The following is a 24248-nucleotide window of genomic DNA, read 5'->3' as shown; positions in this document are numbered from 1 at the left end:
GAGTTGCAATCCGTAATTCTCGGAATACTAAAGCAACTCCTTCGCTCCGCATTCATCCCAGGTCCCCAAATGCGAGGGACCTGGGGCACCCATTGTGTAGTAGTGCGAAGAGGCTACGCTACCGACGGGCGAAGGGTGACCTGCTTTGTGGTGATAGTGAGCTTTGCTGATTTGAGGGTGCCGCCGTCCCAACCGTCTTGAACGGCTTCGATCTCGATTGTGCCGGGTGTCTTGGTGCTTTGCAGGATGACTTGCGCGAGGCCATTGAAGAGCGAGCGCTCGGGGCCTTTGTCGCTCTCCTGGCAGTTGGGATCGCCATTGCCTACGCCGATGAGCGCGCCCGCGCCCGAGACTTTGAAGAAGAGCTTCTTATCTGCAGTGGGAACGTGGCGGCCCTCAGCGTCGAGAGCTTCGACCTTGAGGATGGCTAGGTCTTCGCCGTCGGCGTCGATCTCGGTACGGTCTGCCGTGAGACGAATGGAGACGGGATCGCCGGTGGTTTCGCGCTTTTCTGTGAGGATAACTTTGCCGTCTTTGCTGGCGCGGGCTTCGATGACGCCAGGCTCGTAACGAACCTTCCATTCGACGTGCCCGAGGTGCGGAACTTTCTGGCTGCCGAGGCTCTTGCCGTTGACGAGCAACTCGACTTCATCGGCGTTGGAGTAGGCCCAGACGGGGATCTCATCACCTTCGCGGCCGTGCCAGTTCCAATGCGGAAAGATATGCAGCGAGGGTTGAGTTCCCCACCAGGCCTTGTAGTAGAAGTTGTAGTCCTTGGGAAAGCCGCACATGTCGAGGATGCCGAACTGCGAGTTGACGGAAGGCCAGCCGTAGGGCGTGGGCTCACCGCGATAGTCGAAGCCGGTCCATGCGAAGCCGCCAGCGAGCCATTCGCGTGTGCCGTAGAACTTCCACCATTCTTCGGGGGTTTCGCCCCAGGAGACGACGCCGTCGTAGGAGTTGACAGTGTTGCGGAGTTTGTTTGTGGAGTACTCGCCGCGTGTGCAGATGGCGGAGGATGTTTCGGAGCCGTAAACGGCCATCTTCGGATTGTTCTTGTGGTATTCGTCGGGGTACTTGAGGTTGTAGTTGAAGCCGATGATGTCGAAGGCTTCTGAGACGCCGGCTTTGTTATCGCCGTTGACGGCGGCGGAGACTACGCGGGTGGGATCGAGCTCATGGCAGAGGCGGACCATAGTGCCGGCAATTTTTGCGCCGATGTCAGGCTGCTGGCTCTGGAGAACCCATTCCTCATTGCCGACGGACCAGAGGATGATGGAGGGCGAGTTGCGATAGCGCTTGATCATGATGGCGAGCTGCGCGAGGCCTTCGGGATTGGAGCTCATCATGCGGGTTTCGCACATCATCATCATGCCCATGTGGTCACAGGCGTTGACCCACTCAGGCGTGGGAGCGTTGTGCGAAGTGCGGACGGCGTTTCCGCCCATTTCCTTGAGCGCGGCGAGGCGGAACCACTGAAGGCGATCCGGAAGAGCAGCACCGACGCCGGCGTGGTCCTGGTGGTTGCAGGTGCCCATGATTTTGACTGGCTGGCCGTTGAGGAAGAAACCCTTGTCTGCGGTGAAGAGTGCGTGACGGACGCCGAATTGAATGCGCTCGGCATCGATGGGTTTACCAGATTGCTCCACCGTAACAACTGCCGAGTAAAGGTTTGGCGAGTCCGGCGACCAGAGAGCGGGATTCGTTAGCTTGGCCGTGGCGGTATAGGTTGCGGAGCCATCGGCGGCGATGGTTTGTGCTGGCGATTCTGCTGTCGCTACGGTTGCGCCTTTGGCGTCGAGGATTTTCCAGGTGACGCGAGCCGACGCGGAATCTTTGGATTGGTTTTCAACGATGGCGCCGAGTGAGAGCGATGCCGCGGAGTCTTTGAGATCGGTGCGGACGTAGCTTTCCCACTGGCCGAGGTGGATGGAACTGGTCTTGGTGAGCCAGATATGGCGATAGATGCCTGCGCCTTCGTAGAACCAGCCGTCGCCGAAGGAGGCATCGACGCGGAGGACGATGGCGTTCTTCTGGCCGAAGTGGAGGAAGTCAGTGAGGTCAAAGCGGAAGGGCGCGTAGCCGTTGTCATTGCGGCCGATGAAGCAGCCGTTGACGAAGACGAGAACGCTGCGGAAGGCGCCGTCGAACTCGATGACGACGCGCTTGCCCTGGTCGGATGCGGGGATGTCGAAGAGGCGGCGGTACCAGCCGATGGAGGTTTCAGGATAGCGGCGGCCGAGGGGCTTAAAGCCGTGAGAATTTTGCTCGTCGTCACGAACAAAGGGCAGCTCGACGGCCCAGTCATGCGGCAGGTTGACGGTGCGCCATTTGGATTCATCGAATTTCCAATGTTTGGGGTCGGGTTTTACTTTGGAGAATTCGAATTCGCCGGTTTTGGAGAAGTCGCCCTGACCGGTGCCGAAGCCCTGGTCTTTGGCGGGGTCAGACCCATGACCGAAGATGAACTTCCAGTCGAAGTCGAAGAGAAGCTTCTCGCGGGGTGCGATGGCGGGAGTGGCGGCGGAGGGGTCGTCGAGCTGGCCCAGTGCGGCGGCGGTGCGTGCCCAGGCATTGCGGGCGAGGATAGAAGATGCGGATAGAGCGATTCCGCCAGAGAGCATGTCTCGACGCGAGATGCCAGCCATAGATTCCCTCACAAGTTCAGGTCTGAGATAAGTACGCATACAAAGCGTGCAGATAAGGCGAGATTGCAAGCAAGGGGCAACTATAAACGAGTGGGCGAGTGCGAGTAAACGGTTTCAGCCAAGAGTTTTCGGGGCAGCATGAGGGATGTCAGATTGTGTTAAATTCATATAGACGAATTGTTTCCTGGAGAGATGGCCGAGTGGCTGAAGGCGCACGCTTGGAAAGCGTGTTTAGGGGAAACTCTAACCTGGGTTCGAATCCCAGTCTCTCCGCCATAACGCTCTCTATCTCATTCATTCCATTGACAAATTATTGAAATCATTGAACATACAGAAATACCGTATTGCCTAATAGGCTATGGAATCCCGCGAATTTAGCGTGTTTGGCGTGTTTTGCATGACACAATGCAGGGCGCATGAGAATGCATGACAATGGCTGGAGTCAGTTGCCCGAAAGCAACTGCGTCAGTGCCGGTAGCAGTGCAGCAAACACAGTTATATGGTGGGATATATGGTGGGACGCTATCGACATGAATGCTTTGTAGGACTCTATAAATCCACCGCTATTCCGCGCGGTTTCCGTGTCGGCGATTCGAGAGAGTACCGCTTCACAGGTTGACTCGTCTGGAAGAATTTGCGCCTGTTCCCCTTTGGTGCCCTATGGATCGGTGGAAGAGTAGAGACGAGCAGACAATCATTGATAGCTTTGCAATCGTTACGGTCGAATCTTAACGAAGTGCTCGAGCCATTTCACAATCGCAGTCCGCACATCATAGAGCGCAAGGATCACGATCGATGGTTAGCGCCGTCGGACCCTGTGCAGTTGCCGGTTGACCTCTTGAGAACTCCAGATGCAGAGACTATGAAGGCCTGGAGAGTTTCACCGCTGAAAGGGAATGGGCCGCGGCTTCTTCATCCGCCACAAGTACAGACAGACGGTCTTGACTAGCCCAGTACAAATTGATCGAATCACAGACGTGCTGGGATTCACGGTAAGCAAACTCCGATTCATCCTCTACACATGCCACCGTCACAAGGCACGCAGTACAAATAGAATCATGGCCTCCAAAGTTGTTCTGTCTGTGATGGAACTTCACGTCAGATGACATCGCGTGTCCCTCCGCTGCTAGATTTTTGGGCTTGCAGCAGAATCGTAACCGCGTTGCACCAATGCTTCTGAGCAATTTTGCTCACTGTCCGCAACGTCCACATGATTCGCCGGGGTTGTTCGACTAGCAGCCGTGCTTTATCCCTAAAAAGTCTTATCTATGTATTCGCTGGACGCGCGCGTTCGAGGAATGCGGTTAGGCAGATATTTAGGTGTGAGGGGTCATGTGCTACATCCTTCTCCCAAATACCTGTGATCCGCATAGGCTCTCCCCTAAGTATGACCGCCTCCCCCGTGTCCGGGCCTTCGAGGTTATGTTTAGTCTTTACCTCCCAAGCCAGTTGTAGGCTCTCGAAAACAACAAAGGATTTCATCAATAGGCTGACGTATTCGCCATCAGTCGAAACCTGCAACTCTGCATATTTGCTCATTTACACCCTTCCGCCGTTTGATCTTGCCTTATAGCGGAATCTTAGTCGCGCAGCCAAAACGTTTCTGAGCAATCTCGTTCAAGGGCCACAATCCCGGCGTCAGTAGAGGTCGCCAGCCGGATATAAAAAGATGTCGGGGCTTTCTATGCTTTTTGGCTGTACTTCGTGCCTGCCCATCGCTTACGCTGTGCGTCCGCCATGCGCTTACGGACCTCTGGACTTCTCCTCTTTCGTTTGGCAGCTTTGAGTGATGGCTTCGCGCTCTCAGTGAGCAAGGCGCGAGCGTGTTGTAAGAGTGCGATTTCTTTGTCTATTTCCTTAAGAATGGCCCGTAGTTCCATGACTCCCCCAAGCCACATTAGCAGGGACGAAATGAAACGTGGATGCACTTTTAGTGTTATCTGTTGTGAGTTTTCCCGGAAAAGACAGAGACGAATGTGGTTGAACCTGTAGCGCAAGGTTCACTTTTTGACTAGCGTCATGTCGATGTACCTGTGATACATTTTCGCCATCATGCTCAAAGGTTTAATGAAGTTCGGGATTGTGCTGACGATAGTCTGCGCCTATTACTGTTCCGACAAATTACAGGCCGAAGCTCAACAGCAGCCAGGCGCACCCCTTAAATCCAACGACCAGCAACACATTCAGGCCGATGTGACAGTTATCCATGCTCCCACTAGGGATGCTTACGATATTACTGCGTTCGTAATCAGCATCGTTCTTGGTGTCGTCGGCATTGGGGGTGTTTCTGTCGGAGTCTGCACTCTTGTATTCCTGCGAAAACAGGCGAGCGAGATGCGACACCAGCGAATCATCATGCGGCGCACCCTCAACACAATGAGACTTCAGACAAAAACACTGAGCGATTCTGTTGCAGTAGCAAAGAAGAGCGCAGACGCTGCCAAGGAAAACGTTGATCTACTCATCAACAAGGAACGTGGCAGGATGTTCGTTGAAGTCTTGCCATTTGACATCAAGAAAGTAGAAGTCATGACTCAAGTTGTTGAGTTCAAGGTTATCTATCATGGTGCAACTGTTTCATTTCACGAAAGCAGCACAGCAGATTTTATGCTCACGGATTCGGCAGAGCCGCCTGCTTTCAAAGCTCCGTCCTGGCTGAAGACTAAAGCGATGTTTAATATCCCCTCAGTAATTCCGGCCAACTCAGATACCTTTAATTGCTCAACCCGGCTCTATAGAAAGTTTGACCAATATGAGATTGATCGCATTGGTCACAGCCAGTCGTTCATACACTTTTATGGATACATCGAATACAAGGACTTCATGGATAGGATTCATGTCACCAGTTTCTGTTACACGTGGAAACCTAGGCCACCTGGTCCGACTATTGGATGGGATCATTGGGACAAGAGCGGCCCACCGGATGCCAACCTCGAAACTTGATCGCAAAATTCAATCATGACTGACGGGTGTATCCTGCGCATAACACCTCGGAGAGTGAAAGGAATCAACATGCCTACCAAAGACGTTTTGCTTAAAATTGTCGATGAGTTAGAAGAACTACGAGCGGCTCAGATTGTAATGTCTAACCGAGTACCCGGTCTTAGCCCCTACCAAGCAGCAGACGCCATGAGTGTAGCCAAACAAACAATCGCGTCCAATTACAAGCCATTACGGGATGAAATTGAAAAGCTTCCATAACCCGTGTGTCTTACGGTAACGGAATCAAGTTGGGATTGAGGAGAACGTCGCTCCTCAATCCCAACCGCTCACTTCGTCGGATACATCTCCAGACCCAAGATCGATCCGTCCGCCGCATGGAACTCTTCCATCACAGCTTCTAGACTACTTAATTGTTGTGAGGCTGGTGTATTCAAGCTTTGGGTACCAGGTGGATCCTCGGCCTGCAGGTGTCAGGTCGAGGATCGTCCATAAGGGATCTAGATCGGGTGCTCCGCGTGGGTCCTGGCCGGGATCTGCCATCTCACCGCTCATCTCTCCGCTCCAGAAGTGGTGAACGATACCATCACGGCGAGTGAAGATGCTGAGGCCCGGCATGTCGCCGTCGCCGGAGTCGACATACGCTCGGGTGTAGTCGCCCTGGGTATCTGAGTAAAGTTGCAGGTTTTGCCAGCCACGTTCCTGTTTGAAGTCGAGAAGGCGCTCAATCGGAGAGCGTGCGGTGATAGCAAGAGCGACACGTTCACGCAGGTTTCTGGCAGTTCCATCCCATGAGGTGAGCATGGCGGTGCACATGGGACATGCTCGCTCGCGTTGCGGGCCAAACATCATGCTGTAGATAACGAGAGTGTCTTTATCGCCGAAGAGCTGGGAGAGATGGACTACGCCATTGGGGCCTTGAAAGGCATAGTCTTCGAGAACTTTACCCCCCGGAGGGAGGGTGCGCCGGAGAGCGGCGACGCGCTCAATGTGTCGCCGGAGCTCGATTTCCTCAGCGAGGAGCGCGTTGCGGGCCAAGCGATATTCGGGACTCTCGTTGGGAAGCTGCGCTTTATTCTTCGCCGCGAGTTCTGCTGCCGGAATGAGGGTGGAGTTTTCGGCCATTCGATTCTCCCGACTTCTTAATAGACGACGCTTAAGATCGACGTTAGCGCCGTTCAAGTGTTCAATAACTCAGGATGCGTGCGAGCCAGGGTGATGACGAGCTCGCCGAAGAGTGTGTTGGCCCAGGCAAACCATGTACGCGTGAAGTTTTTGGGATCGTCTTTAAAGTAGCTCTCGTGGATGAAGCCGGTGCCGGCTGAGGAGAGCTTGATCATGCGGAGTGCGGAACGAATTTCGGCAGCGGAGTTGCTGGTGAGTGCATAGATGGTCTGAGACATGGGCCAGATCATGTTTGCGCCTTCATGAGGGCCGCCAATTCCCTCACCTGCTGTGCCGCGGAAGAACCAGGGGTTGCGCGAAGACCAGACGAAGGCGCGAGTGCGCGCGTAGAGTGCCGCATCGGGAGAGCTGTTGAGGTATGGAAGCGCGAGAAGGCTGGGGACGTTGGCGTCATCCATGAGGACCTGGCCGCCGAAGCCATCCACTTCATAGGCCCAGATCGTGCCCTGCGACGTGGAGACCATAGCGTGCTGGCGAAGAGCGGTTTCCACTTCATCGGCAAGCGATGAGGCGCTCTGCGCAAGGGCGCTGTCATGCAGGATGGCGCTGGACATTTCCGCAAGCTGTCGTAGCGAGGTTACTGCAAAGAGGTTTGACGGTACAAGAAATGGGAAGATGCAGGCATCGTCTGATGGGCGGAAACCGGAAACGATGAGACCAACGGGATTGACGGGATTGCCGTGGCCGTTTTCGCCGAGAGTTTCTGTGGGCGAAGGCGCGGAACGTTGGAAGTGGTACGGACCGAGCGAGCCTTTGCGCTGCTGCTCGCGCATGGTACGAACGGCGATCTGCATGGCCTTTTGCCACTGCGCGTCAAAAGGCTTCGTATCGCCGGTCTGCGTCCAGTAGCCGTGTGCGAGGCGAATGGGGTAGCAGAGCGAATCGAGCTCGTATTTGCGCTCGCCGACACCGGGCTTCATGTCGGTCTTGTCTGCACGGCTCCATTCGAGCGGCGGCGCGTTAAGGTCAGCCATGAAGGCGTTGGCATAGGGATCGATGAGAATGTGGCGGCCCTGGCGGCGGATGACGCCTTCGATGAGAGAGCGCAGAGGCTCATCGCGCTTGGCGAGCGGAAGGTACGGCCATACTTGGGCGGAGGAGTCGCGCTGCCACATGGCCGCAATGTCGCCCGTAATAACGACAGTGTCGGGCTTGCCGTCAAAGGTTCCGGGGGTGACGGTGGTGTCGAGCGTGTTGGGAAAGCAGTTGGTGAAGAGACGCGCCAGCTCAGGATCGGCAATGCGGGCGCGGACTTCCTTGATCGTTTGCTCAACTGCTTCCGAGTGGAAACGGCGATCGGCTGCTGATGGCCGCTCGCCTGTTGACTGCGGGGCTGTTGATTGCGAAGCGGCGGCGTGTGCGATGCCGGGAAGACAGGGTGCGAGCGCGGCGAGGCTGCCGCGCTCAAGAAGATCTCTTCGGGAAAGATTGCGGGGGGAGTTATTCATTACGGAATTTATCCAAGTTTCAGTGATGGCGGGGCGAGTTCTTCGGCTGCGCCGAAGCTGGTATTGGGATTGGGGCCGAGCTCAAAGACGATGCTGCCGCCTTGTGCGATATCGGAGTGATGGAACCACACTCGCTGCTGCGGCTTGCCGTTAAGCGTGAAGGATTGCACGTAGGCATGCGACGGGTCGCTGCGCTTGACTTCGATGGTGAGACGCTTGCCTGCGCCGAGTTCGACGACGGCATGATTAACAAGCGGCGAGCCGACGACGTAGTTGCCGCTTACGGGATCTACAGCGTAGAAACCGAGCGCGGAAAGGAGGAACCATGCGGACATCTGCCCTACGTCTTCATTGCCAGCCATTCCATCAGGATCGTCGTGGTACATGGTGTCGAGCAGCGAACGCACGCGGGCCTGTGTCTTCCATGGTGCGCCGGCGTAGGTAAAGAGATATGCGATGTGATGCGATGGCTCATTGCCGTGAGCATATTGGCCGACCATACCGGCAATGTCCGGCGGCGCGTCAGGCGGCAGCGTGGAGGGAACGGTGAAGAGCGCGTCAAGCTTGGTCAGGAAAGGCTCGCGGCCGCCGAAGAGCGCGATGAGGCCTGCAGGATCGTGCATGACACCGAAGGTGGTTTGCCAGGCGTTCGATTCGGTGTAATCGTGCCACTGCTTGCTGTGGCCCATCTCGATGGGATCGAAGGGACGGGCCCATGCGCCGTTTTCGAGTTTGGGCTCCATGAAGCTGCTCGCTGGGTTGAAATAGCGGCGATAGTTTGTAGAGCGCTTACGCAGGAGAGCAGCGTCTTCCGCGTGACCGAGATTTTCTGCTACGTGCGAGATGGCCCAGTCGTTATAGCAGTATTCAAAGGTCTTTGAGACGGACTCTTCCTCGCAGTCCGCGGGGATATAGCCAAGCTGGCGATAGTAGCCGAGCCCACGATAATTTTCGACCATGGCGCGGCGCATCATGACGCGGTAAGCCGCTTCGGTATCGATGCCGGGAAAACCTTTGGCGATGGCTTCACTGATGACGCTGGCCGAGTGATAGCCGGTCATGGTGCCGGTTTCACATCCCTGCAAAGGCCATACGGGCATGCCTGCGGGGCTTTGCTCTGCCATGCGGATGAGCGTGTTGGCGAAATCGGGAACGCGATCGATCTGGATGAGCGTGTAAGCGGGATGCGCGGCGCGGAAGGTATCCCAGAGCGAGAAAGCAGTGTAATTGTGCTTGCCTGCGGGGAGCTGATGGATTTTATTGTCCATGCCGCGATACTGGCCGTCGGCATCGTCAAAGAGCTGCGGGCCGAGCGACATGTGATAAAGCGAGCTGTAGAAGATGCGCTTCTGCGTGGGCGTGGCGAAGTCAGCCTGTATGCGCGAGAGTTGCTGACGCCAGGCTCGTTGTGCGGCTGCGCGGGTTTTGTCAAAGTCCCAGCCCGGCTGTTCAACGCGAAGATTGTTTGCTGCGCCCTCGGCGCTTACGCCCGAAATGCCGGTGCGAACGTAGATGACTTCGTTGGCGTGAGTTTTGAAGTGAAGAACGGCTTTGAGATTGTCGCCCTGTAGTTTTGAGGTCGTGCTGACGGGCTTGTCGTTGGAGTAAAAAACGATCTTCTCTGGCTGCCGCGAAAGTTGCAACGTGAAGTAACAGTGACGGCCGTCTCCCCACGCCTTGGTGACGTGGCCTCCGGAGAGGGTGTCGGGCGCGGGTTTGCTCAGCTCAGCGATGTAGACGGCGGAGCTGTTGTTATTGAGATAGCTATGTGTGAGATCGAGGATGAGCCATGCGTCGTTGCTCTCAGGGAAAGTGTATTTGTGCAGTCCGGTACGCTCGGTTGCTGTGAGCTCGGCGCGAACGTTGGGGTCTTTGAGGAGCACGGAGTAGTAGCCGGGCTCGGAGACTTCATCGGAGTGTGAGAAGCGCGAGCGATAGCCTTGTTCGGGATTGGAGCGCGGGCCGGGAATGAGCTTTACCGGGCCAGTGCCGGCCATGACGAGGAAATCGAGGAGATCGCCGCAGCCGGTGCCACTCAGATGCGTGTGGCTGAAGCCCATGATGGATTCATCAGAGATGTGGTAGCCCGAGCACCAGTCCCAGTCCGAGTTGTAGGTGTCTGGGCTTAGCTGCACGGCTCCGAAAGGCATGCTTGCGCCAGGGAAACAGTGGCCGTGGCCGCCGGTTCCAATGCGGACATCGACCCAGCGAAGTGGATCAGCTGCGTCGGCTCCTTGAGGAATTGAGAAAGCGGGTAGTGGAAGAGCAGCGGAGGCGCAGAGTGCTCCAGTGGACTGCAGAAAGCTACGACGAGAGATAGGGGACATCGAAACCAACTTCCGAATATGCAATGAGATTTATATACAGGATCAGGGGGGTGGAATGCGAAGCTCGACGCTCTCCTGCACAGGCTTTTCACCCGATTCGCCTGATGCATTGAGCCAGCGGCGCAGTATCTTTTGCGCGGGCTTTTCAACGAAATGCAGCGCTGCGAGCGCGAGTGCGATGAGGGTTACGTAGCTGATCCAGGGATCGAGCCATGCGATGCCGAGGTGGTCGAGGATATGTGTGTCGTGAATCAGATTCCAGAAGTTGAAGTGGAGGAGGTAGAGGCAGTAGCTTGATTCGCCGACGAAGACGAAAGGCCGCCAGCCGAGGATGCGAGAGAGGATGTTCTGGCCGGAGAGACCGAGGACGATGCAGCCGAAGAAGGGCATGAGCAGGCCATCATGAATGATGGCGTATGGGATTCCGGGGCCAAGCCAGAGCAGGAAGAATATGGCGGCGAAGCCGAAGAGGCCGAGGAGGATTCGCTTGCGGGCGTCGCGGGGAATGAGTTCATCGAGGCCAGCGATAATGACGCCGAAGACAAAGCTTGCGAGGTGAGGGATGGGCGTGTCTTTGAGCGCCTGCAACCACGGGCCTTCGCTGTACCGATCGACGTGCGCGAGATGGTCAGGATTGAAGATGATGTAGAGCGTACCGGGGATGAGGCCCAGGAGCCAGATGAGGAGCAAGCGGCCCACGATGGGTAGCGCGCGGTTGGGGAGCTTCCATTTAGCCAGCCAGGGAAAGATGAGGTAGAAGAACCACTCGGCGGACATGGTCCAGGCGGGCGTGTTGAGGAAGGTGGCGATCTCTGGAACCCAGCCCTGCAGGAGCAGAGGCGCAAGGATCATTGCAAGCCAGAACATGGGATGCGTGTGCTGGCCGTATTCGACGGGCAGGTTGCGCCAGGCGAGGATGAGGCTGAGCAGGTAGATGGGATAGATGCGGGTAAAGCGGGCTTTCCAGAAGCGAACGTTGTCGAGTTTGCCGCTACGAGCGCGAGAGGCATAGTTGTAGGCGAGGACGTAACCGGAGAGCAGGATAAAAAAACTGACGGAGGCATAACCGGCATTGACGATGGGCGCGAAGATGCCGAACCACTGGGGATTGGAGAAATGAAAGAGAACAATGTTGATGGCCGCGAAGGCGCGCAGGCCGGTCAACGCATTCAGCCGGTCTGGCTTACGCATCTCCACTAGCAATTAGACGGCTCCGACGGATGCCACGATACAAAACGCAAGGAGGAAAAGAGAGTTAGCTCAATGATTTTGCGCGGCCTGGGGGGTTACAGGCCGTGCAACTGGTTCGGCTACGCGGTGACGAGCGAGCCGACTTTCTCCCCCATGACGACACGCTTGATGTTGCCCGGCTGGTTCATGTTGAAGATGACCATGGGAAGATTATTGTCTTTGCAGAGGCTGACGGCGGTGAGGTCCATGACCTTGAGGCCTTTGCCGAGGATTTCCATATAGGTGATCTGGTCGTACTTGACGGCGGTGGCATCGAGGTTAGGGTCGGCGGAGTAAACGCCGTCGACCTTGGTGCCTTTCAGCAGGACGTCGGCCTTGATCTCCATGGCGCGCAGGCTGGCTGCTGTGTCTGTGGAGAAGAAGGGATTGCCGATGCCGGCGGCGAAGACGACTACCCTTCCCTTTTCGAGATGGCGGACAGCGCGGCGGCGAATATACGGCTCTGCAATCTGGTTCATGAAAACGGCAGTCATAACGCGGCACTGGACGTCGTGCTGCTCAAGAGCGTCCTGCAGAGCAATTGCGTTGATGATGGTGGCTAGCATGCCCATATTGTCCGCACTGACGCGATCCATGCCTTTGGCGTGCTCGGCTACCCCGCGAAAGATATTGCCGCCGCCGACAACTACAGCGACTTCGACGCCGAGTGCATGAAGCTCGGCAATTTCGGCAGTGGTTTCGATGACTTTTTCGGCGTTAAGGCCAAAGCCGCGCTCGCCGGCGAGGGCTTCTCCTGAGAGCTTCAGAACGATCCGCTTATACATGCTGCTCTGAGTATGACATAGCGCCGCGCGGTCGTGCCGGAAAGCGATCAGCGAACAAGTGCAACGGGAGCGCGCCTCGGGTTAAGGCTGAAGGCCATATTTTCGGGTCACATCCTCGAAAGATTGCCGGGCCTTTGCGACATCTGTATGAGCGTCGTTGACGTGACTGCTCGCCTGTGACATTGCGTCGGAATGATCTTTCAGAGGGGTTTGGGCCGAGTTCGATAGCCATGCCTCGATGCTGGCGCCGATTACAGCCCCCGTCTGGCCCTGCAACCTTATGCTCTCATCCTCGGCGGAGGCCACTTCTTCCCACGCATGAATGTACTGGTTATAGGCAGAGATAAAGTCGCCGGGACATCCGGAGAGATTCACCTTGTGCATGGCAGTCGCACGCGCGCGTGCAGGGATGTCACCAATAAAACTGTTTTCGAGCAGCACCCTTTGAAGCGGCTGCTTGTACCATTCGTTACGGATAGTGTCGCAACCAGAGATTGCCGCGATCACAGCCAGGCACGACAGGAGCGTACATAATGTGAGGACCAGAACTCGGAAACGCGGCAAGGGCCCACCTCCGAAAAAAGAATGACTTTGGGGAGGGGTCAATTGTAGCCAATTTCGAGAGAGTATGGCGCTGTTTCGTGCGAAAGATTGCGCGCAATGCAAATAGAAAAGCCCGGAGCAATGCTCCGGGCTTTTGGCTGGATGTGGTTTCCGCTTACTCAGCGGCGGTTTCGACGGCCTTGGTCTGGGAGACGGTCCAGTCAGGAGCGCCGACCTTGAAGCGGGCGAAGCGGCGGACAGTGATGTTTTCACCGAGCTTACCGACCTTCTGCGCGATCAGTTCCTTGATGCTGACGGACTGTTCCTTGATGAAGGGCTGCTCAAGGAGGCAGACCTCTTCATAGAACTTGGCCATTTTGCCATCGACAATTTTTTCGACGACTGGAGCAGGCTTGCCGGTTGCGGCGGCCTGGGCGCGATAGATTTCCTTCTCGCGCTCGAGGTCTTCGATGGTCACGTCTTCCGGCTTGATATAGCGGGGATCGGTGGCCGCGATATGCATGGAGATGTCTCTCATCAGGTCCTGGAAGTCTTCGGTGCGGGCGACGAAATCGCTCTCGCAGTTGATTTCCAGGAGTACGCCGATCTTGCCGCCAGCGTGGATATAGGTGCCGATGGAGCCCTCATTCGTAGAGCGGGCGGCCTTCTTCTGCGCCGAAGCCATTCCACGCTTGCGGAGCACGACGAATCCTTCCTCGATGTCGCCCTTGGACTCCTGAAGAGCCTTGAGGCAGTCGCCCATGGGCGCGCCGGACTTATCGCGAAGTTCCTTTACCAGTTTTGCATCGATCTTCTCACTCACCGTCGTCATCTCGCTTCCTTCTCGTTTCTCATTCCGATCTTGTGTGCGTGGGCCGCGCATGAAGCGCGGAGAAACGAAGAGCGTGGCACCTGTTACTCGCGGCCACGCTCTTCAGTATGCGCGCTGAAGCGCGCAAGAAAGATTAAACGCCGCCTTCAGCTGCCTCTGCTTCTTCGAGCAGCGCCGCAACGGCCGCCGGAGCCTTGCGGATACCGCCGCCCAGGGCCGCTTCAAGGTTGAAGTCCTCAGTGGATGCGGTCTCAACGGGGCTTTCTTCGACCGGGATCACGTCTGCGGTCTCATCGGCGAAGGCCTTATCGCCTACGAGGTTGACGCCCTCAGCGGCGGAGTCGGCAATCTTCGAGGTGAAGAGGCGGATGGCGCGCAAGGCGTCATCGTTGCCGGGAATCACGTAGTCGACCACGGTCGGGTCGCAGTTGGTATCCACGACGGCGACAACGGGGATGCCGAGCTTGCGGGCTTCCTTGACGGCAATGGCCTCGTTGTTGGAGTCGACGACAAAGAGGGCGTCCGGCAGACGCTTCATGTTCTTGATGCCGGCGAGGTTCGCCTGAAGGTGCTTGCGCTCGCGCTCGAGGCGAATGACTTCCTTCTTGGTGAGGAGGTCATAACGGCCATCGGTAGCCATATCATCGAGTTCCTGAAGGCGCTTCACCGATTTCTGCACAGTCACCCAGTTGGTGAGCAAGCCGCCCAGCCAACGCTGGTTGATGTAAGGCATGCTGGCACGCGTCGCTTCTTCCGCAACGGCGTCCTGGGCCTGGCGCTTGGTGCCGACGAAGAGAATCGTCTTGCCGCCCGCGCAAAGGTCCGTGACGAACCTGGATGCATCCTTGAAGAGCTTAAGCGTCTTCTGCAGGTCGATGATGTAGATCCCATTGCGCTCACCGAAGATGTATTCCTTCATCTTGGGGTTCCAGCGCTTGGTCTGATGCCCGAAGTGAACACCCGCTTCGAGCAGCTCCTTCATTGTGATCGTGGCCATTGATCTCCTCTGTGAATTGCATCCGGGCTTACATTTCTGTTACCCGGATTTAACCCGCTGTCGCGGGGGATTGAAAAACAGTGATTCGTGGTTCTTGGTTAGTGATTCGTTTTCGGGCCTACCTTGCTAGCCACGAGGAACGAAGCACTAACCACCGCAGCGCGTTAGCGCTTGCTGAACTGGAACCGCTTACGGGCACCCTTCTGGCCGTACTTCTTGCGTTCCTTAACGCGAGCGTCGCGGGTGAGCAGACCTTCAGCCTTGAGGGTCTTGCGGAGCTCAGCATTGAACTCGATCAGCGCGCGAGCGCAGCCCATCTTGACCGCATCGGCCTGGGCAGCGACGCCTCCCGATTTCACGGTCACGAGGACATCGAAGCTCGAAGCAACATCGGCCACAACCAGGGTACGCTTGGCTGCGACGCGCTGCTGCTCAGTGACGAAGTACACATCGAACGCCTTGCCGTTCACTTTCCACTCGCCCGTTCCAGGACGCAGAAAGACGCGGGCGATCGCCGACTTGCGGCGGCCTGTGCCGTAATACTGAACCAGATCTGCCATTCTTTTCTCTTATCTCTCTCTGCCGACCTTCCGCAGGACGGCCTTCACTTAGTCGTTATGCCACCGGCATCGCGACCGGAGTCTGCGACTGGTGGGGGTGCGTATCGCCACGGTAGACCTTGAGCTTGGAGCCCATGGCACGGCCGAGCTTGGACTTGGGCAACATGCCCTTGATGGCTTCTTCAAGGATCTTTTCAGGCTTGCGGGCAAGCAGACGCGTGAAGGACTCTTCGCGCAGACCACCGGGGAAACCGGTGTAGCGGCGATAGACCTTGGTCTGGGTCTTGAGGCCGGTAAGGCGCACCTTTTCGGCGTTGATCACGATGACGTGATCGCCCATATCGATGTAGGGCACGTACTTCGGGTTGAGCTTGCCGCTCAGCACGCTGGCGGCCTTGGTGGCCAGGCGGCCCAAGGTCTGCCCGTCGGCATCAATCACATACCACTTGCGGTCAATATTTTTGCCGCTTGGAACAAAGGTCGACATTTCTTTTCTTCCCTCAAACACTTCTGGCCGAAACTCCCGCCGGCCGTCAAAAACATTGCGCAAAGCGTGTTACCCATGCAAATCGCATGGGAAAGATTCCACCCACTGCCAAACATCGCTGTTGGGGTGAGACTGCGGGGTTTGCCCTCGCAAGGGCTCCTGACTCTGTCCTGTCCGCTCACCTAAACTACGTCAGAAAAACGGACTTGGCAGAAGGCGGCCCGGAAAAAACCGCTGCTTTGGGCAGACCGGGCACAACACCGCACAAGGACTCCAGAATACGAGATTTTGAATCTGGAGTCAAGAAATTCAAGGCTACGGAAGCTCCGGAGACAACTCTCTGTCGTTAAGGGACATTGAAACGTTCTCGCCGGCGCTTTCACTATTCGCGTAGAAACGCTTCGCCATCCCGTTCAAAGCGCTTCCCTCCGAAATACCTCCCCGAAAGGAAGCAAAAGTCATGAAAAATCTGTCGTCCACCCTGGTGGCGGTCCTAGCCCTCGCTGCGCCTCTGGCCATAGCACAAAGCGCACTCCAGCAGGTCCAGCCGAAACGCCCTCTGCAAATGAATGAGCACACCACCAACCTGCCCGGCGCTACCACGATTGAAGCGCCACCGGCCGGATTTAACCCCCTCCTGGCATCGGACTCGGAGCTTGCCTATCACGGCTATGCACCGCGCCCCGATCAGAGCCTCCAGCCCAAGGCTTATGCCACGTGGGCGAAGGCCATGACCCACTCCCAGACACGCGTTACACCTGTGCTGGAGCAAACCACACTTATGCATGGGCCGGCTCAGCTCAAGGCAAAGGCCAATCCCTCGGCAACCGAGAGCAATGCCATGCTCGCGCAGCAGCCGAGCAATACCTACTACTCATCGAACTGGAGCGGCTATGTTGACCTGAGCGGCGCGACCGCCTACGGAAGCACTTCGTTCTACTACACGGTGAACGACATGGTTGTTCCGATTGCCAAACAGAGCGGCTGCTCCGGCGGCTGGGCTTATGGCTCGGCGTGGAATGGAATTGACGGCTTCAATTCGAGCGACGTGCTGCAGGCCGGCTTCGAGTTCGATGCCTACTGCTCTGGTACGACCAAGTCGACCTATTACTCGGCGTGGTATGAGTGGTATCCCCTGGGAGAAGTTCGCATTTCCAGCTTACCCATAACTCCCGGCGACGACATGTTCGTTGAAGTCTGGCACACCTCGGCCACTCAGGGTTACGCATACATCGTGAATGAGAGCACAAACCAGTATGTCGAAATCGGCTTCACGGCTCCTGCGGGCACGACTCTAAAGGGCAACTCAGCCGAGTGGGTAGTGGAAGCTCCCACCGTCGGCGGCAGCCTGGCGACGATCGTGGATTACACAGAGGTTCCCTTCTGGGATTCCTATGCCTACACAGAAGGCAGTGTCTTCTATGACATCGCCACCGGCACCGCGATTGACATGGAACCCGGTACCACTGTCCTCTCCTATCCCGAGTATGTCGGCCCCGAGGCCTTCGTCGCTCACTGGGAATAAAACATCCAACACACGCACGAAACCAAATGGCGACGGCCAACCAGCCGTCGCCATTTTTCTTTTCTGTCAGCTCTATCCAGTGGCTGGAACGTGTGCTTGGAAGATTTCCACAGAAAACTTAACTTTTGCATTGACTATTTCTTCGCATAGTTTAATAGTTAAGCAGTTGCTTAAGTATTTTCAAATCAAATTAGGAGGGAAAATGTCATGGCAGAGCCAAAGGTAGTGCACAACACGTTTGTGCTGGAGAGGAAGTTCGAGCAGCCGGCGAAGGTAGTCTTCGAGGCATTTTCAGATCCGGAGAAGGCGCTGCGGTGGTACGCGGCGGACAGGTCGAACGAAGTGACGGAGTTCGCGCAAGACTTTAGCGAGGGCGGCCTGCAGCGGATGGTTTACAAGATGGGTCCGCAAACGCCCTTCCCTGGAACCCCGCTTGAGAACGAGGGACGGTTTCAGGAAATCGTGCCAAATGAGCGCGTTGTGATCGCTTCAACGATGAAGATTGGCGGGCACCGGATTTCAGTGACGCAGTCGACCTTCGAGCTGCTGCCAACGGCGGAGGGGACAGAGTTAATCTTCACGCACCAGGGGGCTTTTCTGCCGGGCTCAGACGGGCCCAAGATGCGGGAGGATGGTTGGAATACGCTGCTGGATCGGCTGACAGCGGTGGTTACAGCGGGCGAGGCATAAAGATGGCGGAGACGCCAATCGACACAGACCGGCTGTTCTTTGCACTGAGCGACAAGACGCGGCGTTTGCTGCTGGGGCAGCTGGCGCTGCGTCCAATGACTGTAACCGAGCTGGCGCGGGCAGCGGATATCTCTGTAGCGGCGGCGGTTCAGCACCTGGATATTTTGCAGGAGACGGGACTGGCAGCTACAGAAAAAGTTGGGCGTGTGAGGACATGCCAAATTGACCGCCGTGGTTTTGATGCCCTCGAAAGGTGGATCCGGAATCACCACACGTTGTGGGAGCTGCGTCTGGACAGCCTGAGCGAGATGTTGGGGAATACAGGAAAAGATGCTCCTTCGACAGACGGTTGATGTGTAAAGTGCGAAGGTAATGCACTGCGATACACTGGCCCCCATGCGGGTCTTTGGTATTGACTGTGGTACGGAAATTACCGGGTTTGGTGTGGTGGACAGCGACGATAGCGGACGCGTGGCGCGTCTAGTCTGCCAGGGAATGGGCGGAATTCGGCTGTCGAAGAACAAGCCTTTGCCGGAGCGGCTGGCACAGGTTTACCGCGAGCTGACGAACGAGATTGAGCGATGCCGGCCAGACGTGGTGGCTGTGGAAGAGGTCTTCTATTCCGTGAATGCGAAGAGCGCACTGAAGCTGGGGCAGGTGCGAGGCGTGGCGCTACTGGCGGCGGCGTGCGCGGGAGTTCCAGTAGCAGAATATGCGCCGCTGAAGATCAAATCCAGCGTGGTGGGCTACGGGCTGGCGAAGAAGGAACAGGTACAGTTCATGGTGGCTCGGCTGCTGGGGCTGAAGGAATTGCCTGAGCCGGCAGATGCCGCCGATGCGCTGGCTATTGCGATCTGCCACATTCACACGGCCCAGACACTTGCGGGGATGGTGCGATGAAGAGGCTGGCGTGGGTGGCTGTGGCGCTGGCAGGCGCAGCTGTTGCGTGGGGACAAGCCGAACGCTCTGTGCGGATTGAGTATTCCAATCCGGGACTGATTCCGGCGACATGGGTGCTGGAACTGCATCCGGATGGGAGTGGGCACTTTCATTCTGAGCGCGGGAGTGCGACCCAAAGTTCGATGGGATGGATGGAGCCGCCGGATCTGAATACGGACGTGCGTCTGAGCGCGGCATTTGCGTCGCATGTTTTTGATACTGCGGCGGCTGAGCACTATTTCCAGATGGATTGCGAGAGCCATGCGAAAGTGGCTTTCCAGGGGAAGAAGCAATTGAGCTATGCAGGGCCGGATGGCAGCGGCACATGCAGCTTTAATTACGCAAAGGAAAAGACCGTGCAGGAACTGGCTGATTCGCTGGAAGCCGTGGCGACAACGATCATCGAAGGCGCGCGGTTGGAGAGGCTGCGCCAGCACGATCGATTGGGGCTAGACCAGGAGATGCAGAACTTAACCGAGATGACGGCTGATGGACGTGCGACCGAGGTGGGCGTGATCCGCGAGGAACTGGAGCGCATTGCAGAAGATGAGGCGCTGATGGACAGGGTTCGGCGGAAAGCACGGGAGCTGCTGGCGAAAGCAGCGCAATAACGCCCTGATTCCCTACGAGAGCGCAGAATCAGCGCGTGGGGCTATACCGAGCTGGACGAGCTGAACGGGAGCAATGCCGGGGATGGCATCGACCGGATAACCAAGGCTTTTCCATCCGTCGTAGCCGCCTTTGAGCGGGCGGACGCGTTCGATGCCGTACTTCTGGAGTTCGAGAGCTGCTTTGGCGGCTGAGATTTCACCGGGGCAGGCGCAGAAGATCACAACATCCGTATCGTGGGGGACGTCGCCCGCCCATTTGCGAATGGCTTCGGCGGCGACGGAGCGCGCACCGGGCAGCGTGAAGGGGTCTTCGGCAAGTTCAAGCGGGTGGCGCAGATCAATGATGTAAACGGGCTCGCCGGAATCGATGTGACGCTTGAGTTCTTCGGGATCAAGACGCGAGGCGGCAAGGCGGCGCAGCGTGCGATGGCGGCGCCAGAGACGAAAAAGGAAGAAACCAACGACGCCGGTGACGAGTAGCGCGCCGGAGAAACGTCCTGCGGTATCAAGAAGGCTTGGATCGCGTTTGAGGGCGTCGCCGAAGAGCCTGCCGAGAACTAGGAGCGTCGTAATCCACATCGTCGCACCCAGCCCGTCAAGAGCGATGAACTCGGCATAGCGCATACTGCTGCGGCCGGCAAGAGGCGGCATCACTGTGGCCACACCCGGAACGAACTTGGCGAAGACGATCGTAAGCTGGCGCCGGCCGCCGAGGGAGTTTTCAGTTTTGCGTACGCAGACCATCGGTTCGAGCGAAAACTTGCAGAGGAGGCGGACAACGCGGCTTCCGTAGCGACGCCCAATGAAGAACCAGGAGCTGTCTGCGATGGCGCAGGCGAAGAGAGCGGCGAGGAGGACGAGCCAGAAATTGAGCTCATGCTGTGCAGAGAGTGCCCCGGCTGCGAGGAGCACCGGCGCGGCGGGCAATGGGATGCCAATCTGTTCGGTGAGGACCCACGCGAACAGCACCGCATAACCGTAGACGTGCAGAATGTGAAGGGGTAGCTCCATGAACCGGTTACAAGACCTCACCAAGAATTGGACTACAACCTAAACTGTAAAAGCAATAGCTCTCTCACCAGCTTAGATGAAGTCGCTTGCTATTCGATGAGCAATGAGTGAATTGGGTTCACTCGTGGTTCGGCACAAAGAATAAGGCCACCGCGCGGGTGGCCTCTGTTAAGAAGTGCGAATTCCCTACTTGTTGGTAGTTTCCAGTACCGACGGAGTAGCGGTGACAGTTGCCTGAATGCCCTTGTTGACGAAGTAGTTGTGATCCCAGAGAGCGCGATAGAACGCCCCGGTCAACTCCGCGGCGCGAGGACCGAAGGTGGGTCGTCCGCCTTCGAGAAGGAAGACTGTGACAAGGCCACCCTGGGGAGACTGCGAAAAGGATGCAAACCAGCCGAGACGCGTGCCCAGGTTAGAGCAGGTGCCGGTTTTGCCGAAGACCGGTAATTCCGTGAAGCTGGTGCGGAGGCGCCGGGCGGTTCCGTACTCGACGGCTCCGGACATGCCTTCTTCGAGCTCCGGAATGAACTTCGCGATGTCGAGCTGGCGCTTGATTCTAGGAGCAAACGCGGCGACATCTTCCGGCGTGGTGGGATGCTGGAGATAGTAGAGCGTGCCGCCGTTTGCAAGAGCGGCGACATATGCGCCGAGCTGAAGTGGGGTGAGCGAAACGCCCTGACCGAAGCTGCACATACGGCCGACGCCACCTTCGGATTCACGGAGCGGCTCATCGGGATAAACGCCGAGCTGCTCGCCAGGGATGTTGAAGCCGGCCAGTTCGCCGAGGCCGAATTCGCGGGCATAGTGCTCGACGCGCTCAAATCCCAGTTGGCGGCCAAGTGCCTCAAAGTAGAGATTGTTGCTCTTGGCCAGCGCCTGGGTCATGTTCATGCGGAAGCCAGCGAGCTGGACCATGGTATCGCGGGTGACGATGCCCTCAGAGAGGGCAGCCATGCCGACGGTGATCTTGATGGTGGAACAGGGCTCGGCTCCGGGGGAAAGAGCGAGCTTCTGATTGACCATGGCGAGGACGCGGCCGCTGGCGGGATTGATAACTACGGCCGTGCCATTCATGCCTCCGAGGGCGTCAATGGCTGCCTGGCGAACAACGGGATCTTCGCCGGTAGTAACATCAGCCGCAAAAATATCGGAGGTGGCGAAGGAGTTGCCAGTAAAACGCTCGTAGACGCGATGGGTGGAATGCAGGCTGGCGGCGCGAAGAGCAACACTGCCATGTGCAGAACGGACGGTAACATGAGCAGAGGCTCTGGCGGCAGGATGTGCGGCAACGGCCGGAGCATGAGATTCGGCGCGATGCGCTGTGCCGTGAAGAGCCGTACTATGAGGCTCCTGGAGATGAGGAGTTTTGCTGTGGTGTAGCGTATGCGGGGTGTTGAGCGCAAGCGCGGCAGCGGCGCTGCATGCGGCAAAACCCAGAAACAACGTGGTGTGAGAAATCCTCATCCGGAGCAACCTCTGTAAAAAATCGAGTTCCGAACCATCCCGCGCTGCTCACATGCGCCGGCTTGTTCCAGTTATCGGCTTGCAGCGGACTATTTTCATAGCCGAACCGCAAAACCTTTCAGCTCTACTGCCAGATAGTGCGCCGGCAGCCCAAAACGTTCCCAAAACGACACATTCAGCGGGTAGCAAGTTATCTGAAATGCCAAACAAAACACTTAGCTGGTGTAAAGGCTTTCAGTTTCCTTGCGTTTTTCTTGCTTTGGCACTCAAAAGCGAATCAATTGGCTGGATAGAAGCACTATACAGTGCGCGGGCTTCTATGCAAGCCTGAAAATTGACTAAAACGCGCCGAAGTTCCTTAAAAAGTATGACCTGCGCGTTCGGTGCCAGTCGAGCAATCCGTGATCGGAAGATTATTCAGGCGTTCTTCTCATTATCGGATATAAACCGATTTTTTGCCACATGTTGCGGTCACAAAAAGCTGTTTGCGCTGCACCTAAAAAAGTGGCGAGCGGCGCATAAAGGTGGGGACCTCGAGATCTCGATCGCGGTCCGCGTTTTCTTCAAAAAGGCCGCCAGTCGGCAATGGCCGGCGTTCTTCGAGGGCTGAGGTATGGTTCAGGCCGTTGCCGTTGGGTTGCGAGATGTGAGGTTCGGCCATTTCGGCGAATTTGGGTGCTGCTGCGACCGACTCCAGAAATGACGCCTCTTCCATGTGCATGGAGATTTCCGGTTCGGATTCATGGATCGCGTGGACTATTGCCGGCATATGCATTGCGGGGACCAGATCTTCTTCCTCATCCTCGCTCATGAAGCGCGGGCGGGACGGCTCGGCAATGTGAGCGTGAGCCATAACGAGCTCCGGCTCTGGTTCAGGAACCAGAACGGGCTCGGTGCTGGACGCCGCCTTTTCGATGCGCGCGGGTGCACTGGCCTGCGCAGACTCCCGGAGCCAGTTATCGGGCGCAACGACGGGCACAGAGAGAATGGGAGTTTCATCGACGCTCAACATGCGGGCACGGCGCTCGGGCATCTGGTCCTTGAAACCGGTGGCGATCACGGTGATTTTCACCTCGTCGCCCATACGTTCGTCGAGCACTGCACCGAAGATGATGTTTGCGTCTTCATGCGCGGAGGATTCGATCAACGATGATGCAGCGTTGACTTCCGAGAGCTTTAAAGCACTCGATCCCGTGATGTTGATGAGAATGCCGCGTGCGCCGTCGATGGCGCCCTGTTCAAGCATCGGCGATGCCATGGCTGCCTGTGCGGCTTCGACGGCACGATTTTCACCGGAGCGAACCGCGGTACCCATGACGGCGTGTCCCATGCCGGCCATGGTGGTTTTTACGTCGGCGAAGTCGCGGTTGATAATGCCGGGGATAGTGATGATGTCCGAGATGCCCTGTACACCCTGACGGAGGACGTCATCGGCGATGCGGAAGCTCTCGAAGAAGCCGGCGTCTTTGGCGACTGCGAGGAGCTTCTCGTTGGGGATGACGATCATGGTGTCGACACTCTCGAGCAGTTCCTTGAGGCCACGCTCAGCTTGCTGGAGACGGCGCTTACCTTCAAAGCCAAAGGGCTGGGTGATGACAGCGACTGTGAGGATACCCATCTCACTGGCAAGCGAGGCGATGACGGGAGCCGCACCGGTGCCGGTGCCGCCGCCGAGGCCAGCGGTAACGAAGACCATGTCCGCGCCTTCGAGGGCTTCGATGATCTTTTCGGAGTCTTCCAGGGCAGCGCGACGCCCCACGTCGGGATTTGCACCTGCGCCTAGACCGGCGGTGAGGCGGACGCCGAGTTGGAGCTTGACGGGGGCCTGGCAGAGCTTGAGAGCCTGAACGTCCGTGTTGGCGGCGATAAACTCGACGCCTTCCATTTTGGCCTGGATCATGCGGTTGACGGCATTGCCGCCACCGCCACCGACACCGATGACCTTAATGCGAGCGCCGCGCGGCGCCTCATCGTGATACTGAATTCGCATTTCGCCTGCTTCGTTTTTTAATTGATCCATAGCGCT

At 57.2% G+C, this 24248-nt stretch carries 22 protein-coding genes and 1 tRNA gene; 9 read left to right on the top strand and 14 right to left on the bottom strand.

The genetic code is table 11. The annotated features are described in order from the left end of the window. Positions 1-113: 113 nt before the first annotated feature. On the bottom strand, positions 114-2648 hold the full coding sequence (gene galA, locus VO84_RS01485) for a beta-galactosidase GalA (RefSeq protein WP_058185497.1): 2535 nt from the start codon (positions 2646-2648) through the stop codon (positions 114-116). A gap of 186 nt (positions 2649-2834) precedes the next feature. Here galA and VO84_RS01480 point away from each other — a divergent pair. The 4 genes from VO84_RS01480 to VO84_RS01460 all read left to right on the top strand — a co-directional run bounded on the left by VO84_RS01480 (position 2835) and on the right by VO84_RS01460 (position 5849). After that, positions 2835-2924 (top strand) — tRNA-Ser (locus VO84_RS01480). 358 nt (positions 2925-3282) lie between these two features. Beyond that, the gene (locus tag VO84_RS23250; RefSeq protein ID WP_408033301.1) at positions 3283-3597 is read left to right on the top strand and encodes an SOS response-associated peptidase family protein; all 315 of its coding nucleotides are present in this window, start codon (positions 3283-3285) and stop codon (positions 3595-3597) included. A 1103-nt stretch (positions 3598-4700) separates the two neighbouring features. Continuing rightward, a complete protein-coding gene (locus tag VO84_RS01465; protein ID WP_058185494.1) occupies positions 4701-5591 on the top strand; it encodes a hypothetical protein in 891 nt (296 codons plus the stop codon). Positions 5592-5660: 69 nt separating this feature from the next. Continuing rightward, the gene (locus VO84_RS01460; protein ID WP_157439657.1) at positions 5661-5849 is read left to right on the top strand and encodes a hypothetical protein; all 189 of its coding nucleotides are present in this window, start codon (positions 5661-5663) and stop codon (positions 5847-5849) included. A 144-nt stretch (positions 5850-5993) separates the two neighbouring features. On the opposite strand, the gene VO84_RS01455 is transcribed toward VO84_RS01460, so the two are convergent. From VO84_RS01455 to rplM, 10 genes are all read right to left on the bottom strand, one after another. Further along, the gene (locus VO84_RS01455; RefSeq protein WP_058185492.1) at positions 5994-6713 is read right to left on the bottom strand and encodes a DUF899 family protein; all 720 of its coding nucleotides are present in this window, start codon (positions 6711-6713) and stop codon (positions 5994-5996) included. A gap of 53 nt (positions 6714-6766) precedes the next feature. Beyond that, the gene (locus VO84_RS01450) at positions 6767-8221 is read right to left on the bottom strand and encodes a glycoside hydrolase family 125 protein (RefSeq protein ID WP_058185491.1); all 1455 of its coding nucleotides are present in this window, start codon (positions 8219-8221) and stop codon (positions 6767-6769) included. An 8-nt stretch (positions 8222-8229) separates the two neighbouring features. Beyond that, on the bottom strand, positions 8230-10548 hold the full coding sequence (locus VO84_RS01445; RefSeq protein WP_058185490.1) for a GH92 family glycosyl hydrolase: 2319 nt from the start codon (positions 10546-10548) through the stop codon (positions 8230-8232). 42 nt (positions 10549-10590) lie between these two features. Then, positions 10591-11745 (bottom strand): acyltransferase family protein, encoded by a 1155-nt coding sequence (locus tag VO84_RS01440; RefSeq protein ID WP_231737737.1) that lies wholly within the window; start codon positions 11743-11745, stop codon positions 10591-10593. 113 nt (positions 11746-11858) lie between these two features. Then, entirely contained in the window at positions 11859-12563 is a 705-nt protein-coding gene (pyrH, locus tag VO84_RS01435) for a UMP kinase (protein ID WP_058185488.1), read from the bottom strand. Between the two features lie 81 nt (positions 12564-12644). Then, positions 12645-13127 carry a hypothetical protein gene (locus VO84_RS01430; protein WP_058185487.1) on the bottom strand — a complete coding sequence of 161 codons (483 nt, stop codon included), beginning with the start codon at positions 13125-13127 and terminating at the stop codon, positions 12645-12647. A gap of 154 nt (positions 13128-13281) precedes the next feature. Then, complete coding sequence (locus tag VO84_RS01425; protein ID WP_058185486.1) at positions 13282-13938, bottom strand: translation elongation factor Ts; 657 nt, start codon at positions 13936-13938, stop codon at positions 13282-13284. A gap of 133 nt (positions 13939-14071) precedes the next feature. Next, positions 14072-14935 (bottom strand): 30S ribosomal protein S2, encoded by an 864-nt coding sequence (gene rpsB, locus VO84_RS01420; RefSeq protein ID WP_058185485.1) that lies wholly within the window; start codon positions 14933-14935, stop codon positions 14072-14074. A gap of 164 nt (positions 14936-15099) precedes the next feature. Continuing rightward, a complete protein-coding gene (gene rpsI, locus VO84_RS01415; protein ID WP_058185484.1) occupies positions 15100-15495 on the bottom strand; it encodes a 30S ribosomal protein S9 in 396 nt (131 codons plus the stop codon). Between the two features lie 55 nt (positions 15496-15550). Beyond that, positions 15551-15982 carry a 50S ribosomal protein L13 gene (gene rplM, locus VO84_RS01410; RefSeq protein WP_058185483.1) on the bottom strand — a complete coding sequence of 144 codons (432 nt, stop codon included), beginning with the start codon at positions 15980-15982 and terminating at the stop codon, positions 15551-15553. Positions 15983-16442: 460 nt separating this feature from the next. On the opposite strand from rplM, the gene VO84_RS01405 reads away from it, so the two are divergent. The 5 genes from VO84_RS01405 (at position 16443) to VO84_RS01385 (ending at position 19747) form a co-directional block, all read left to right on the top strand. Continuing rightward, complete coding sequence (locus VO84_RS01405; protein ID WP_058185482.1) at positions 16443-17507, top strand: G1 family glutamic endopeptidase; 1065 nt, start codon at positions 16443-16445, stop codon at positions 17505-17507. Positions 17508-17714: 207 nt separating this feature from the next. Continuing rightward, positions 17715-18197: an SRPBCC domain-containing protein gene (locus VO84_RS01400; protein ID WP_058185481.1), complete on the top strand. Its 483-nt coding sequence runs from the start codon at positions 17715-17717 to the stop codon at positions 18195-18197. Positions 18198-18199: 2 nt separating this feature from the next. Then, positions 18200-18550 (top strand): ArsR/SmtB family transcription factor, encoded by a 351-nt coding sequence (locus VO84_RS01395; protein WP_058185480.1) that lies wholly within the window; start codon positions 18200-18202, stop codon positions 18548-18550. 43 nt (positions 18551-18593) lie between these two features. Then, positions 18594-19097 (top strand): crossover junction endodeoxyribonuclease RuvC, encoded by a 504-nt coding sequence (gene ruvC / locus VO84_RS01390; RefSeq protein ID WP_058185577.1) that lies wholly within the window; start codon positions 18594-18596, stop codon positions 19095-19097. Further along, the gene (locus VO84_RS01385; protein WP_058185479.1) at positions 19094-19747 is read left to right on the top strand and encodes a hypothetical protein; all 654 of its coding nucleotides are present in this window, start codon (positions 19094-19096) and stop codon (positions 19745-19747) included. Before ruvC ends, VO84_RS01385 begins: the two co-directional genes overlap by 4 nt. A 12-nt stretch (positions 19748-19759) precedes the next feature. On the opposite strand, the gene VO84_RS01380 is transcribed toward VO84_RS01385, so the two are convergent. From VO84_RS01380 to ftsZ, 3 genes are all read right to left on the bottom strand, one after another. Beyond that, positions 19760-20758, bottom strand: coding sequence for a VTT domain-containing protein (locus tag VO84_RS01380; RefSeq protein ID WP_058185478.1), 999 nt, complete (start codon positions 20756-20758; stop codon positions 19760-19762). A 186-nt stretch (positions 20759-20944) separates the two neighbouring features. Beyond that, positions 20945-22222, bottom strand: coding sequence for a penicillin-binding transpeptidase domain-containing protein (locus tag VO84_RS01375; RefSeq protein ID WP_082661599.1), 1278 nt, complete (start codon positions 22220-22222; stop codon positions 20945-20947). A 496-nt stretch (positions 22223-22718) separates the two neighbouring features. Further along, complete coding sequence (ftsZ, locus tag VO84_RS01370) at positions 22719-24242, bottom strand: cell division protein FtsZ (RefSeq protein WP_058185476.1); 1524 nt, start codon at positions 24240-24242, stop codon at positions 22719-22721. Positions 24243-24248 lie beyond the last annotated feature (6 nt).

This window comes from Occallatibacter gabretensis, from assembly GCF_001449115.1.
GTDB classification, from domain to species: Bacteria; Acidobacteriota; Terriglobia; order Terriglobales; family Acidobacteriaceae; genus Telmatobacter; species Telmatobacter gabretensis.
Note: the sequence above shows the minus strand (reverse complement) of the source record. Positions and strands in the feature narration are given on the sequence as shown.